Annotated in this window: 12 protein-coding genes and 1 tRNA gene; 8 read left to right on the top strand and 5 right to left on the bottom strand. The window is 42.6% G+C overall.

Going from position 1 to position 15474, the window contains the following annotated elements; translation table 11 throughout:
• Complete coding sequence (locus DBT_RS00070) at positions 1 to 873, top strand: NAD(+)/NADH kinase (protein ID WP_067615213.1); 873 nt, start codon at positions 1 to 3, stop codon at positions 871 to 873.
• An 82-nt stretch (positions 874 to 955) separates the two neighbouring features.
• On the opposite strand, the gene DBT_RS00065 is transcribed toward DBT_RS00070, so the two are convergent.
• Positions 956 to 1315, bottom strand: a complete 360-nt coding sequence (locus DBT_RS00065) for a YtxH domain-containing protein (protein WP_067615211.1) — start codon at positions 1313 to 1315, stop codon at positions 956 to 958.
• Between the two features lies 1 nt (position 1316).
• Positions 1317 to 1907, bottom strand: a complete 591-nt coding sequence (locus DBT_RS00060) for a DUF948 domain-containing protein (RefSeq protein WP_067615209.1) — start codon at positions 1905 to 1907, stop codon at positions 1317 to 1319.
• Positions 1908 to 2256: 349 nt separating this feature from the next.
• Here DBT_RS00060 and DBT_RS00055 point away from each other — a divergent pair, with 349 nt between their 5' ends.
• Both DBT_RS00055 and DBT_RS00050 read left to right on the top strand, forming a co-directional pair.
• Positions 2257 to 4104, top strand: a complete 1848-nt coding sequence (locus tag DBT_RS00055) for a bifunctional homocysteine S-methyltransferase/methylenetetrahydrofolate reductase (protein WP_067615205.1) — start codon at positions 2257 to 2259, stop codon at positions 4102 to 4104.
• A 110-nt stretch (positions 4105 to 4214) separates the two neighbouring features.
• Positions 4215 to 5138, top strand: a complete 924-nt coding sequence (locus DBT_RS00050; protein ID WP_067615203.1) for a DUF362 domain-containing protein — start codon at positions 4215 to 4217, stop codon at positions 5136 to 5138.
• A 5-nt stretch (positions 5139 to 5143) separates the two neighbouring features.
• Here DBT_RS00050 and DBT_RS00045 read toward each other — a convergent pair whose 3' ends face one another.
• On the bottom strand, positions 5144 to 5713 hold the full coding sequence (locus tag DBT_RS00045; RefSeq protein WP_067615201.1) for an amphi-Trp domain-containing protein: 570 nt from the start codon (positions 5711 to 5713) through the stop codon (positions 5144 to 5146).
• A 106-nt stretch (positions 5714 to 5819) separates the two neighbouring features.
• Here DBT_RS00045 and DBT_RS00040 point away from each other — a divergent pair, with 106 nt between their 5' ends.
• Together DBT_RS00040 and DBT_RS00035 are read left to right on the top strand one after the other, a co-directional pair.
• Positions 5820 to 6830: a sigma-54 interaction domain-containing protein gene (locus tag DBT_RS00040; RefSeq protein ID WP_067615199.1), complete on the top strand. Its 1011-nt coding sequence runs from the start codon at positions 5820 to 5822 to the stop codon at positions 6828 to 6830.
• A 58-nt stretch (positions 6831 to 6888) separates the two neighbouring features.
• Positions 6889 to 7761, top strand: coding sequence for a hypothetical protein (locus tag DBT_RS00035; RefSeq protein ID WP_067615197.1), 873 nt, complete (start codon positions 6889 to 6891; stop codon positions 7759 to 7761).
• Here DBT_RS00035 and DBT_RS00030 read toward each other — a convergent pair.
• Positions 7742 to 8779 carry a glycosyltransferase family 9 protein gene (locus tag DBT_RS00030; protein ID WP_067615195.1) on the bottom strand — a complete coding sequence of 346 codons (1038 nt, stop codon included), beginning with the start codon at positions 8777 to 8779 and terminating at the stop codon, positions 7742 to 7744. The two genes, DBT_RS00035 and DBT_RS00030, sit on opposite strands and share 20 nt — an antisense overlap.
• 53 nt (positions 8780 to 8832) lie before the next feature.
• Positions 8833 to 8908: transfer RNA gene (locus tag DBT_RS00025), tRNA-Ala, on the bottom strand.
• Between the two features lie 189 nt (positions 8909 to 9097).
• On the opposite strand from DBT_RS00025, the gene DBT_RS00020 reads away from it, so the two are divergent.
• The 3 genes from DBT_RS00020 to DBT_RS00005 all read left to right on the top strand — a co-directional run.
• Positions 9098 to 10087, top strand: coding sequence for a zinc-dependent alcohol dehydrogenase family protein (locus DBT_RS00020; protein ID WP_067615193.1), 990 nt, complete (start codon positions 9098 to 9100; stop codon positions 10085 to 10087).
• 91 nt (positions 10088 to 10178) lie between these two features.
• Positions 10179 to 11738, top strand: coding sequence for a methyl-accepting chemotaxis protein (locus tag DBT_RS12025; protein ID WP_067615191.1), 1560 nt, complete (start codon positions 10179 to 10181; stop codon positions 11736 to 11738).
• A gap of 730 nt (positions 11739 to 12468) precedes the next feature.
• Positions 12469 to 15474 (top strand): GspE/PulE family protein (locus tag DBT_RS00005; RefSeq protein ID WP_161939869.1); only part of this gene is annotated, 3006 nt, incomplete at its 3' end.

The raw sequence follows: 15474 nt of genomic DNA, 5'->3' as shown, positions 1-15474 counted from the left end.
ATGCACCAATACCTCAGAGTGGTCAGTCTCGTAAAAAAAAGGGGCTCTAAACGTGCTCAAGAGCTAGGGAGGCAAGTCCATTCTTTCCTTGTGAGACAAGGGATAAAAGTTATTGAAGAAACGGTACCAAAAGACTGCGATTTGGTAATAGTCCTTGGGGGTGACGGTACTCTTCTTCATATAGCAGAAAGCGCTTATAGGGCTGACGCACCAATTCTTGGAGTAAATCTTGGGGGACTAGGCTATCTTACTGAGATCCAGATAGAAGAAATAGAAAAAGTTATCATGTCCGCTATTAGGGGGGTGGCAGATCTAGAAAAGAGGATGCTCCTTAAGGTAGAGGTGTTGGATTCTGAGTGTAAAAGTTGTGCCACGTATTGCGTCTTAAATGAAGTGGCGATCCTACGGGGATCTTATGGCAAGGTCATAAATATACCTACCTGGGCCGAAGGGGCCTTTCTTACCACATATAGAGGGGATGGTCTCATAATCTCGACACCAACTGGTTCAACTGCCTACAATCTGTCTGCAGGTGGTCCAATTCTTCATCCAAGAATGGAGGCAATGATCCTTACTCCAGTCTGCCCTTTTGCATTGAGTGCAAGGCCTATTATCTTGCCGGCGGATTCAGAACTTGAAGTTTGTATGGAGGGTTTTGGTAGTGAGGGTGGAGTTGGTGCATCAGCCCAATCTCCACCCTTTTATGTTGAGATCGATGGAAAGCTTGTCCATGGTGTAAAATCAAAATATAAACTTGTGGTTAAAAGGGCCCCTGGGCACTTAAAACTTATAAGTTCACCATCTTCAGGTTATTTTAAAATTTTAAGAGAAAAGTTGGGCTGGGCAGGGCATTTACATCAATCTGACCCATAATTTTCCCCTATTGGGCGTCCGCAGATGCTATACCCTTCCTTCTAGCGCCCGGGAATAAACAAAACTTGGTGTCAGAGAACGGTTACCCCGAAATAGCCTCTTCAGACTCCTCTTCTGCCTCTTTTTTTATCTTAGAGAGAAGTTTTTCTTTTTCTTTCTCCATTGCCTCTTTGCCAGCCTCGAGAGCCGATTCCAGTACGGCCTTTTTCTGTTCTACCAATTCCTTGCTCTTTTCAAGGAGTTCACAGGCCTTGTCTTTAACCTCGTCTGCTACCTTGGCAGCCTCGCCCTTAACGTAATAGGCCTGCTCTCTTATTCGTTCTCTAGTCTCAGGGCCGGATTTTGGGGTTAAAAGTGCGCCCAATGCTGCACCTACTGCCCCACCCAATAGGAAAGAAACTATAAGAGTTCCTGCTGAAAACCTTCCGTCATCACAACTCATTTTATTTACCTCCTTTTTCAATTTTTTTGGTTAAATATTGAATTGTGGCCTTGGCGCCGGTGGCCAGGCTTGCCACTTCAATTGCTACCCCCGATAGTCCGCTTCTAACTATGCCGGTGACGGACCTCACTGTCTTGGCAGCATCTTCAGCAGCGTTGAAAAAGTCAGATGTCTGTCCGACCTTTTTTCTTATGTCATAACTTAGAAGTTCGAGATCCTTAGTAATATTCTGTGCATTGGATAAAATTGGCTCAAGCCCCTTTACGGTTTCTTGCACTGTTTTTTCCAGTTCTCTTGAACTCTGTAGGGTCAAATTCACTTCCTGTATAGTACCTGATATTTCAGTCTGTATTATGTCAATTCTTTTTTCTAATGTGCTAATTTCATTGTTAATGGTATCAAGGAGATTTTCTGCCTTGTCTGTTAACGATTTAACCTCGCTTCTGGCATCGTCTAATATGTCCGTAACCTTATTAAGTGCCAATTGAGCATTTTCTAGAAAATTTTTGACTTTAATTATTGCAAAAATAAGAAATGCCACGAGCACAATAAATGCAATCAATCCAACTGTAACGGCAGCCTGTATGGGCACGGCTTCCTAACCTCCTTTTAAGGATTCCCAAGTTTCACCATAAGTCATGGTTTCAATATTGCAAGGCCACTAGAATCAAATTTTTCCCGTGAAAATACCCGTTGGGCTAATTTGCCTAATATAACAGGTAGAAGGTAGAAGGAAGAAGCAAGCCCTGCATGCACAAAAGCCAGATGCCGAAGGGCGAAGACGTTATAAAAAGTTAAAGGTGCAAAGTTCTCTTCCTTCAACTCAAAATTCAACACTCAAAACTCAAAACTTTGACATAGCCCTAGTAAGACCCTGCCTTAGGGCGCGCAATTGTCCAGTATAGTTTTAATTTCCTAGAAATTATTGTATGATGTCCTTTATGAAAGAGTCAATTCTTGAGCTACTTTCCCATAGAGTGATTTTAGGAGATGGGGCGCTCGGTACCTATTTTTATGAAAATGGAGTGCCCTTAAGCGCGAATCTGGATCTTTTGAATCTCCAGGACCCAGATCTGGTTGCCAGTGCCCACGAGGACTACGTTAGAGCTGGATCTCAACTCATTGAGACAAACACATTTGGCGCCAATAGATTTAAATTGAAGGGCCACGTAGAAAAGACGGTCAGTGTGGAGGACGTGGTTGCGCAAGGGGTAAGGATCGCCAAAAAAGTGGCTGGGGAAAGGCTCTACGTGGCCGGTTCCATAGGACCAACTGGTGCTTTTCCCATGGAAGAAGGAGGTGAGGTATCCAAGGAAGAGGTCTTCGAGAGTTTTAGTGAAGTGATTTGTGTTCTGCTTGAAGAAGGGGTTGATCTCATCCTCCTTGAGACCTTTGGTTTTCTTGAAGAACTCCTTCTAGGGATAAGGGCGTGTCGTAAACAATCAGCTGATATACCACTTTTTGCCCAGATGGTGTTCCCTTCAAGGGGAATTGCAGTTGATGGAAATGATGCCTTTTTCTGTGCACAAAAGGCCCTTGCTGAAGGGGCCAATGGATTTGGATCGAATTGCGGTAGAGGCGTCAAATCAATGCTCGAGGCCTTTTCTCTCCTTGAACCGTTAAATGGTGAGGTACCTCTTTCCGCCTTTCCAAATGCCGGCCTACCCGAAATAGTAGGTCACAGGACAATTTACTCTGCACAGCCTTCTTATATGGCCAGTGGAATTGCTGAAATGATAAAAATGGGGGCGAGGCTTGTGGGAGGATGCTGTGGTACTAGCCCTCAGCATATTGCAGAGTTTAAAAAGCGTCTCCATTTAAAAGGACCCTCTAGACGTGCTAGTATTTTTGTTGGCACAAAAGAGAATAGAGTTGAAGAAAAGGCGGCAAGCAACGCCCCTGGAGCCTTAATTAGAAGTCTTCCTAAAAAAAGGATTCCCATCCTTGTGGAACTCGATCCTCCAACACACCTAGATTGTGGGGATATTATCTTGGGGGCAAAAGAACTCAAGGCCGCTGGTGTAGATGCCGTAACCCTTGCAGAAAATCCTTTGGCAATATTGAGGACAGATAACCTTGCCCTTGCCAGACTGATACAGGAAAAGGCAGGGATTGACACTGTAGTCCATATGACATGCAGGGATCGAAACGTCCTTGGTCTTCAAAATAGGATAATGGGGGCACACCTTTTGGGGATAAAGGGAATTTTGGCAATTACTGGCGATCCGGCAACAGCTAGTGACCAGCCAGGTACTTCAGGGGTATTTGATCTTGATTCAATTGGGTTAGTACGTACGATTCAAAATTTCAATAGGGGGATCAATCTTGCAGGTAGGTCTGTCAAGGTAAAAACAGATTTTTCCATTGGAGTTGCATTCAGCTACAGACCCAAGAATCCTGAACTACAACTGAAGCGCCTAAAACGAAAGCGTGATCAAGGGGCTCACTTTGTTATGACTCAGCCTCTATTTGACAAGGGAGAGATAGAATCCATGATGGAGTTGGTGGGAGACATGGGTCTTGTGATTTTCCCTGGTATATTCCCCCTAATTTCTGCTAGAAACGCAGAGTTTTTGCACAATGAAGTGCCGGGAATAAGTGTGCCCAAATCAATTAGGGACAGGCTTTGGAGATATGAAAAGGTAGAGGACCAAAGGAAGGTCGCCTTTGAAATGACGTTTAATTTGGTGGAATCCATATTAAAGATTGTTCACGGTCTTTACATAATCAGCCCTTTAAATAAGTGGAAGGTAGCAAAAAAGCTCATTGTTCACCTCTCTTTATCCTAGATTATGTACTGCAAAAGGGGGCAAAAATGATTTTTTCTATTGGGCAAACTTGCCAATTGCATGATCTAGGTTTAGAGAAGGAATCAGTACAATTTCATTAGTGTCAACCCTTGGATAATACAGTCTCTCTCTTAAAACAGTGTGATTATCAAGGTGTCAAGCTGCTTAAGCACTCTATAGAAAAACTTCTTAGACCTATAAATCTCCCTGAAGTCAGGGGAAAGAAGGTCTTAATAAAACCCAATCTCTTAAAACCGAGAGAGGTGCTGGCTACTACTGAGCCGGTGTTTTTAGCGGCAGTGGTGGAGATTTTTTGCTCAAAGGGCGCGACAATAATGATTGCAGATAGTCCAGCCTTTGGATCGGCAGAAGGGGTCGCCCAAAAAAATGGACACCTCCAGTATCTGAAGCACCGTGGTCTCAAGATTCAATCTTTAAAGGATGCCAAGAGGGTAAATTTGCCTAGTGGCGTCAGGATTGGTCTATCTCGTTATGCCCTGGAGTGTGATTTCATTGTCAATGTGCCAAGACTCAAGGCCCATTGTCAATTTGGCATAACAGGGTCTGTAAAAAATCTTTACGGGTGTGTAGTGGGGATGAGAAAGGCCTTGGCTCACTTTTTACATGGTGAAAATCATCATCTGTTCGGGCAGATAATAGCGGATATACCCAAGGTACTTCCGCCTGTCTTGACTATATTTGACGGTATCTTATCCATGTCGGCAACAGGTCCCAGTGGCGGCATCCCTAAAAAGACTGGCTTTATTGGGGCGTCCATGGATCCATTTTCAATGGACACAGCAGTATACGAATTGGTTGGGGCAAGGCCTGAGGAGATCCCCCTGTGGTCCATATCGAGAGAATTGGGGGAACGAGGGGCCTTCATTGAAAATATCGATTTCCCTCTGCTGAAGCCAGAGGAATTAAGGCCCATTGATTTCACATTCCCACGGAAGCTAAAGTCTATGAGTTTTAATCCTATTCGACTATTAAAGGGAAGAGCAAAGAGTCTGATAAGACGAATTTTCCCATAGCTTCACTATTTATATGCCTTGTGACATGCCTTTATTAAATCATCTACCTGTGACACAGACGCCTTGATTGCATCGTTATCTTGAGTTTTAGCCGCATTTAAGGCCTTTTCTACCGCGTTTTTACATGCTACCCACTGTTCCTTCCACTCGGCTTCTACAAATTCGTCATATTGTGCTAAAAGCCCTCTTAGCTGATCCATAAGGTCACTATCCACTATTTCTCCGTTAGTTGATGACCTTTTAAACTCTTTCCATACTGCTGCCAGAGTCTTTTTTAATAGCTTTGCCCTATATGGCCGGTATCTTTTAGAGGCTGATTTTTTCTTATTGGCATATCTTTCAAGTTTTCCCTCTATCTTGCCTTCTTTTTCATCTGGAATCTTAGACTTAAATGACAATTCTAACTCTAAACTCCCTTTTTTTCTTTTGACTTCTAGGACAAAAGATACTAATTCCTCAATTTTTTCAGGACCTGTTTCGAATTCCAAAATGCCATTGGCAATCATCTGTGAGAGCCTGGAAAGGTATTCGGCCATTTCTTCCCTGGTAAATCGGGCTTTTTTAACGAGTTTCATATAATACCTCTTATTGAAAATAATTTTCATTTATAGTTTACTCTTTTTCTGCGTTGATAAAACCCTTCTTGTGTCTTTTGTGGAAATTGAATACCTTTTAGGAGTTATGATAGGTAAGAGTCCTCAAATTAAACAACTTCTGCAATTAATAGAGAAAGTCGCCAGATCAGACAGCACTGTCCTGATCACTGGGGAAAGCGGTACTGGCAAAGAACTTGTGGCTAGGAAGATACACCAGCTGAGTCCTAGAAAAGACAAGGCCTTTGTACCTATAAACTGTGGAGCCATTCCAAAGGAGCTATTAGAGTCTGAACTCTTTGGATATGAAAAAGGTGCTTTCACAGGTGCCAATAGGACCAAACCTGGAAGATTTGAGATTGCCAATGGTGGCACTGTGTTTTTGGATGAGATTGGAGATATGAGTCCCGACCTCCAGGTTAAGGTTTTGAGGGTGCTGCAGGAACGATGTTTTGAAAGGGTTGGTGGCATAAAGGAGATTAATATTGATATAAGGGTGGTTGCTGCAACTAATCGGGATTTGGAGCAGGCCGTAAAGGAAGGTAGTTTTAGAGAAGATCTGTATTATAGATTGAATGTAATTCCAATTAGAGTGCCCCCTTTGCGAGATAGAAAAGAGGATATCCCGCTATTGTGCCAACACTTTATTGAACATTTTTCTAAGAGAAATGGTAGAGCTTGTCTCAGGCTAGATAACCGTGCCCTGAGGGCCTTGATGGCATATAATTGGCCGGGAAATATTAGAGAATTGGAAAATACCATGGAAAGGCTGGTAGTGCTCACAGACGGGGATATCATTTGTCCAAATGACCTGCCAGTTCGTATACTTGAAGCCTTGCCTGAGACTTTGGATGATGAAGAATTTAATGAAGGCAAAGAAGTAGATAGTCAAACCCATGATGCAACAGATGTAAGAGGTTTAAAATTTTATTTGCCTGAAGAGGGTATTTCACTCCCACAGCTTGTCAAAGACTTAGAGATTTCAATGATAAAACAGGCACTGGAACGCACAGGAGGGGTTAAGAGTAAGGCTTCGAAGTTGCTTGGATTAAAACGTACTACCCTTATTGAGAAGATGAAAAAATTGGGAATGGTCTAAGGGTAGTTTTTTCATTCTTGAGAGTTTAAGAGGCTCTGCGCAGCCATAGGAGGCATATATGAAGTTAAAAAGAATGATGATGTTTATTTTTGCAGTTTTCTTGTTGGGGCTCTATTCGCAATCAATGGCCTATGCCTCTTCAATTGAGGTCAAATCCATTGATTTGAAAGGTGGTCTTAACAGGGCCTATCTTTCAAGGGGAATACAAGAAATTTTGCTTTCAAGGCTGTCAAGCGCTGGAATTAGGGCCTATAAGGCAGAAAAAACTTCAAGTGAGACAGAATATAGTCTAACTGGCTATCTTAAAAAGGTTGGGAACAAAGAGTTACTGGTCCATTTGGTCTTGAGGAGGCTAGGAAAAAAGGATGCTGAGGCAGTGGAGAGGGAGTTTGAAAGGAAGGTAGAAAGTGAGGACGGTCTTATCACGGCAATTGATGAGCTTTCAAAAGATATAGTAGGCTATTTAGAGACAGATCGTGACTATCTTTCCCAAGGCCCAATCCCCCCTGGGCCTTCTCAAAAGCAGGTTGAGACTAGGCCCATGGAATTATCATCTCAGTTGCATGTAGAGAAAAGAGGTCGGCCTAGCGAGATGGAAATTGAGCTCTCGCCTGATCTGCCACCTGAGGACGAAAAAAATTTAAGAGAGTCAGAGGGGATCTTTTCTCTGTTTAAGTGGAGAGACAAAGCCAAGGCAAAAGATGTTGAGGGCCTTCCTGCCTATACGTCAAACCTTCCTGTGCCTACCCCTGAAGAGCTAATGGCGCTAGAACAACATAGAGAAAAAGAAACAAAGAAGGCCAAGAAGGAATTTGAGAAAAAAGAAACTGAATTTTCAAGACAGGATCTAGGACATCTAAGTGGGGAGCAGGCTAAAGTGGAGCAACCTGATGAGCGCGGCAAAAGGCTTCCTACATGGAAATGGTTTTAATTGCCGCATTGAACACATCTTCTACAGAGATGTTTAAAAGGCATTCTCTATTCTGGCAATTAAAGTAGTCCAAGGGACATGGGCCTTCACATAGCGTTCCATCTGTTTGGTGGTAAGGCGTTTGAGGTCCAGGGGACAGCCTTTCGGGTCCTTTTTCTTGCATTTGGCCCAGATTGTGTGCGTTTCTAAGTGAGACTATCTTTACCCATGGATACGGTGGTGCCCAAATAGCCGGATCAGTAGGGCCAAATATGATGATTGTTGGAATGCCGGTGAACGCTGCTAGATGCGAAATGCCGGAATCGTTTCCTATGTATAGGAGTGAAGATTTTAGTTCATTATAAATGTCGATTAGAGCGGCATTCCTGATTAATTCTATACCTGTGATGTCAAATAGTGGTCTGAAATCGTGGATTCTTTCTTCCTCAGTTGGCCCGATTATCATTTTGATTCTAATGTCAATGAAATGTCTTTTAAGAGCAAGAGCCAGTTCTCTAAACTTTTCTGAAGGCCAACACTTTCTTTTGCCTCCACTTCCAGGGTGAATAATGATGCTGTTTGAAGGGGATCGTTCACAAGGCACTCTATTTAATATAGTCCTTCCATCTTTTATTCCATAGAGACTCTTTGCCTGTTCTATTTGATAAATATACAGGGACCTTGGTCCATTATTTGAGGTGTACGGATTTGTATTTATAATTTTGAAACTGCTTCCTTTTAATCTTTTTAAAGTGGCTGATAGATCAGAATTCGGATTTCTTGTAAACAGGATTACTGCCCTTGCTCCTTCGATAATTTCATTTGATTGATTATTAAACAATGATAAGAGACAGCTAGAGTTAGAGGGAATAAAGTCTTTTACCACGCCCAATTGAGTGAGGAGACGAGCCTGTTCCCCACGTGCTATCAGGGTGGAGTTAAAACTATTTTCTAACTCTTTTACTGTAAGAATACATGGGACAGAGATTAAAAGGTCTCCGAGCGCACCGTCATGCCAAAAAAGTATATAATCATCCATCGTTGGAAAACTCGACACCTATAGGGGTTGGATATTAGCTGGTTTCAAAGAAATGGTGGAGATGGGGGGGATCGAACCCCCGGCCTCCACGTTGCGAACGTGGCGCTCTCCCAACTGAGCTACATCCCCACTCAATGGTAATATTATCCCAAATTATGTAGCTCGCAAGTTGGCCGAAGATGCAAGGCGGAGGGTACGCAGACGTACTTGGGTACTTCTTCTCAGGCATTTAAGATACATAATTTGGAATTTAGCTTGTCAAATAAGGAATGTAATATATACACTTTGAAAGAGGTTGGTGCAATAAGGAGAATTAACATGTTAGCCATGGTCCTAGATTCCCCTAATAGAGAGTTGGTTCAAAAAGAGCTACCCACCCCAGTACCTGGGAAAGGTGAGATCTTGATCAAGGTAGAGGCGTGTGCGGTATGTAGGACTGACATACACATAGTTGATGGAGATCTCACTGCCCCCTCATATCCAGTTATACCGGGTCATGAAATTGTCGGGATAGTCACAAAGTGTGGTGATGGAGTGACAAAATTTAGGGAAGGGGACAGAGTGGGGGTGCCTTGGCTTGGGAAGACCTGCGGGGTATGTGAATATTGCAATAGGGGCCTTGAAAACCTCTGCGACTCTCCTGAGTTTACTGGTTTTTCAAGACCAGGCGGTTTTGCAGAATATACTGTTGCCCATGAAAGTTTCGCCTTCCACATGCCCAAAGGCTACTGCCCAGAACATGCAGCTCCTCTTTTATGTGCAGGGCTTATTGGATATCGGTCCTATTCAATGGTAAGGGGAAAAAAGAACCTCGGCCTGTATGGGTTCGGTGCCGCTGCACATATCATTGCCCAGGTCGCAGTTTTTGAAGGTCACGATGTCTACTGTTTCACTCGTCCAGGTGATCTTGAAAAGCAGTCTTTTGCCAAAGATTTAGGATGTAAGTGGAGCGGTGGATCAGATGAGCTTCCACCCGTTCCTCTTGATGCAGCCATCATATTTGCTCCTTCTGGTCCTTTGGTCCCCCAAGCATTAAAAGCTGTCAAAAAGGGTGGCATAGTTGTTTGTGCTGGAATCCATATGAGTGATATTCCATCATTTCCTTATTCCATTCTGTGGGGCGAGAGGGTGATCATGTCTGTTGCGAACCTTACCCGTAAAGATGCTTCGGAGTTTTTGGCCATTGCCCCAAAAGTTCCAGTGAGGACACAGATAAAGGTGTATGATCTAAAAGACGCAAATTTGGCTATTTCAGAGATAAAAGAGGGTAAAATCAGAGGAGCCGCTGTGCTTAAGCCAAATTGTTAATTTAGCAAATGTGAAAAAAGGATTAAAGTATAGAATTTAATTGTCCGATGCCTTAATAAAGGTATAAAGGCACGATTTATCGGAGGGTTCAATGAAGTTATGGCAAAAGATTGCAGTAGGCTTCTCTGTGATCATAATGGTTAACATACTGAATTTTATAATTCTAATGTATCAAGAACAGAAACAGGAGGTACTTCAACATAGAGTCGATGATGCAGTAGAGAAACAACTTACATTGAAACAAATCGTTGCTGATCACATACGGTGGAAGGTAAATGTATTGGTAGCCATTTTAAATGAAAAGATGCCTAGGGTAGAGGTCAATCCATCATTGTGTAGACTCGGCAAGTTTTTAAACCGAGTCTCTGCCACTGATCCAGAAGAAAAGAGAATCCTCAATTCATTGAGTTCGATCCATGAAAACATGCATCAAGGGGCTTACAAAATGCAGGCCCTTTTTAGGCCCGGCGCTGAAGTAGACGACGTATTCGATGCCATGACTGATATTTATAACAGAGACATCAATAAGACCTCAAAAAAGGTATTTGAGCTTTTAGATAGATTAGAAAAAATTTACGATAAGCGTGCTGAGGATGCTATTTTGGCCGCATCGAAGTGGGCATCAATTACGCGGACCCTTTCCATAACACTCAACTTTTTAATGTTATTTACAGCAGTGGTATTTGGGCTTTGGATTGCAAGGTCTATTACAAAGCCTGTGCTTACTCTTAAAGAGGGCATTAATCACCTGGCTCAAGGTGACTTCAGCAAAGATATTGAAATAAAGGGTAGAGATGAGATAGGGGAGGTAGCTCATGCAATAAATGGAATGTTACGCAATTTAAGGCCACTACTCAAAAAGATATCTGATGGAGCCAAGGTCATAGAGAAAGAAGCAGCAACAGTTGAAGCCTATTCGGAAAATGCTGCCCATGGGGGAGAATTGGCAGCTGATAGGGCAGGCAAGATGCTTATGGTAAGTGAAGGTATTGTCCAGAGTATAATAGAGGAGGGGCAAAGTATTAATGAGATCTCCAGTGCGATCCAGGAGATCAGCCAGAGTACTACAAGGGCCAATGAGATTGTCAATAATGCCGTGGAGAAAGCACAGGTAGCAGGGGATACGATCAATCGTCTTGGCAGAGTTTCTGAAGACATTCAGGGGATTATTAAGCTCATAGGCGATATTGCAGAGCAGACGAATTTATTGGCTCTTAATGCCACCATAGAGGCTGCTAGGGCCGGTGAGGCAGGAAAAGGATTTGCTGTAGTTGCCAACGAGGTAAAGGAGCTTGCCCGTCAGACTGCGGATTCAACTGAAGAAATAACCAATAAGATAAGGGCCATTCAAACAGAGAGTCAGGCAGCTATAGATATTACAGGAGAGATTATAGAGATAGTAGGTCAAATAAATGAGTTGATAAGTGCTATAGCTGCTGCAGTTGAGGAACAGACCGCAGTCATTACCGATATTGCCTCAAAGGTTGATGAACAGAATCAGGGGGCACAAAATCTCGTAGAGGAGGCAAAAGTCGCCGCTGAAGCCGCTAGGAGTGCAGTGGAGGGTGCAAGACAAAATCTTGAAAATATAAAGAAGCTTCTTCAGCTTGCCCGTGAATTTGAAGAAGATGTTCGCAAATTCAGGGTTTAGGGCACTGTTTGGACAATGGTGCTTACGGGCAATATGTTTAATTTAAAAGCTTAAAACATTAAAACTATCTCTTTATTTTTATTAAAACATATTTATGCTTTAAGTATGAAAGCGAGTTAAATTGGAAAATTACTGGGAATAGCGGGACTGACCATCGGACAGTATGTCAAAAAGAGTTATATCAAGGCAACTAAGATGTCTAACGATCATTATAATTATGCATAGATCTTTAGCGACAGACGGTTATTTATTGCTGGTGTTCCCATCCGCACGCAGAAAAAAGCCTTGAAAACCAAGTTCACGTTCTCAAACAATTCTGCTTTCAAAACAGCTGCAAAATCAACCCGATTTACCAGGACGTAGTCAGTGAGATTTCATTTGAGAACCCCAAAGAGCCCTGCAGGATATTGAAAAATTTGGGCAAAAGATGGAGCGTGTAGTACTTACTACATGGTGAAATCCAATCCTAATTGGATTGTCATAGATGCTTTGTGCTGGAAGTCCAAGAATCTCTACACCTAGCTCAACTATAGTGCCAGACAGGTTTTCATCAAGACCTTGAAAGGGATCTAAGCAGGAGCGAGGAAGCATATCGAGTGGGTTCAGGCATCAACGGTGCTTTAAACATCTTGAGAAAGGCAGTCCCTAATCTGTTCAGAGACGGGATAGAGGGTGTCGGGCTACATCCAGTCAAAGTCTTGTTATGAGACTTTTGATAAAGGATTTGATAATGTTTGATAATTTCAATAAAATCCATAGGTTGGATCAAAAGGAACTCCTTTGTTTATACCATTTGGAAGAGAACGAATGTGCCTTCGCAAAGGGGATACTCAACGATGTGAGGGCATTTTTCCGTGGTGAAAAGGAAGGGTTTTTGCCGTGTGAGGCCCCGTATTCCAATTTTGATCATGCTATTTTTACAGCGCAAACAGCAGGTCGAATATTAGACGGGCTTTTAAAAAGCGGCGAGTTTTCCATAGACAGTGAATCACGCATTGCAGTCTTCATCTCAAGTCTCCTTCACGATATTGGCTTTTTGAGAAGGGGAGAGGAGGAACGTCCCTTAAAAGAAGGGGCCTTGACCTTTAGGCATATACAACGTGGAATCGATTTTGTTTCCTCATATTTAAAAAGCATCAATGCCGATCAACCACTCATTAGTTCTGTAATCTTCTCAATTGCTTCAACAGCACTTTACGGAGATGCACCAGAGTTCAGGCCAGCAAGGCCTGAAGATATGATCGTTTCCGGGATTGTATCCTCAGCAGATCTGCTCTCTCAGGCCGCTCATCCAGACATTTTGGCCTCACTTGGGCATCTTTGGGAGGAGCTTGAAGCTGCTTATGAGTACGAATCACGAGAATTCCTTGAAAAAAAAGGGGCCCCAAAATTTTTAAGTTATCAGGACCTGCTTTTAAATATTTTAGAGTTCTATGATTCTGTGCTGGCACCACGGCTTGAAGGTGCAGGTGGATTCCATAGATTTCTAGAATATCACTATGGCTCAAAGGACCATCCATATAATGAAGGCATTAATAAGAATTATGAGATTCTCACTCAAAATAGGACCATTCTTCTTGAGGTAGCCAAGAGGCTTTTTACTTCAAGGTCTTTTGCAGAACTAAAGATGTCAGCTATTCCGCATCTTAGACGGCTTTTTTCTGCCAATACCATATTAATTTTGACCAATATAAATGATATTTTGGACTCCAAAGAATTTAAATCAGGTGCATACGAGGATTTTAGAAAAGATGAAGCAAAGAAACTATTCTTTTTGCTCAGGAAGAATATCCTATTGAATACAATTGAAGATTTAAAGAAATACTATTCGTTTATCCCCCCTGAGCTTGCGTCTTTAATTTACCCTATACTTTCAAAGAGATCGATTCTTATAGCACCTTTTGAAAAGAGAGCAGATAGGGGCCCAGGGGCCATCTTGTTATTTTCTGAGGAAGAAAGGCATGGTTTTTCTCGTCACACCTTAAGTCTGGTAGAAGACCTTGGTTCTGATGTGATAAAGGCCATCTATGACATAAAATTAATTGTTGAGGAAAGGGATCGCAAAGATAGATTAAGACAGGTGCTTACGGGACAAGGATTAATCGATCAGTTCTGTTATGACCACGCATTAAAGACGAGTTTCAAACTGGGTGTTCCAATTACCATAGTCCTCAATAAGGAATATGGCATTGATCAAAGAACGGTATCAAAGGCGATTTCCAAGGTGACAGGGCTTGAATTCATAACACTGACTTCCCATTATCCCAGAGGGCTGAAAGGGGACTTTAGACGTTTAAATCCAAAGTTTTTAAAAAAACACTTTGTCGTCCCCATATCTAGTGAGGGAGATGAAGTCCAAATAGCCGTCTCTGATCCAATTACTCAGGATATATCTAGTCTTTTAACTGGCCTTTTCCCCCACAGAAAACTAAAAATCAAGATAGCCCTTCCATCGGAAATATTACGTTTTATAGAAAGTTGCTTTGAAGGTGGCGGAAAGGAAGAACTCCTCCGTCCTTCTGAACTCGAATCCATTCGAGCAGTATCTGAACCAGATTCAGATACAAACTTTCCAATACATGACGGCACTGAGCAAGTTTCATCTGAAGACAATATTGTGGTTCGGCTTGCCCAGAAGATCCTTTTAGACGCCTTGAGACTTGGGGCATCGGATATACACGTGGAGTTTCAGCCTGTAAGGCAAAGGGGCAGAGTGCGGTTTAGGATTGATGGCCAGATGAGGCCACAACTAAGTATAAAGAAGAAGTATTTTAGACCGCTTGTTGCCAGATATAAGATTATTTCAGGCCTTGATATAGCGGAAAAGAGGATTGCCCAGGATGGGCGCCTACGGTTTCGCTACAAGGGGATGCCTGTAGATGTCCGCATTGTCACGCTACCCAGAGGAGACGGATTTGAAGATGTGGTTTTAAGGATACTAAAGAGGGAAGCAGTTATTGGTTTAGATGATCTTATGCTTTCCGAAAAGAATTTAGCTTTATGGAAGAAGCTTTTAAAGAAGACTAGTGGCCTGATAATAGTTTCTGGACCAACCGGTTCGGGCAAGACCACCACAATTCATGCCTCTATTGAGTTTATCAAAAAGGATTCTACCTTGAAGATCTGGGCTGCAGAAGATCCTGTTGAGATAGTACAAGATGGGATTAGCCAGATTCAGATTCAGCCATCGAGGGCTTTTGGATTTTCAGAGGCGCTTAAGGCCTTTTTGAGGGCAGATCCAGATGTCATTTTTGTGGGAGAGATACGGGATCCTGAAACTGCAAAGACTGCAGTTAGGGCAGCTTTAACAGGGCATCTAGTCCTATCGACACTTCACACTGGAAGTGCTCTAGAGGCATTGGTTAGGCTGAGTCATATGGGGGTGACTGGCCTTGACCTTTCAGAGGCCCTTTTGTGTGTAATGGCCCAAAAGCTTTTTAGACGTCTGTGTCCTGCTTGTGCTAGGACTGGAATTCACGATATGGAAGATATTGAAAAAGAATGGATGGGAAAATTTTCTTATAGACCTAAAACAATATCTAAACGATCTCAAAGCGGATGCAAGGAATGCAATTACCTGGGCTACAAGGAGCGAGTGGCAATACAAGAACTTCTGGAGATAAAAGAGGAAATCAGACCATTTATCAGAGATCTTGATATTGAATCAATTAGAACCTGGTTAAAACAGGCCTCATGGCCCACTATGATCGAAGATGGTTTGAAAAAGATGGAAATG

It is taken from the genome of Dissulfuribacter thermophilus, assembly GCF_001687335.1.
GTDB classification, from domain to species: Bacteria; Desulfobacterota; Dissulfuribacteria; order Dissulfuribacterales; family Dissulfuribacteraceae; genus Dissulfuribacter; species Dissulfuribacter thermophilus.
This window is presented reverse-complemented; position numbering and strand designations above follow the sequence as displayed.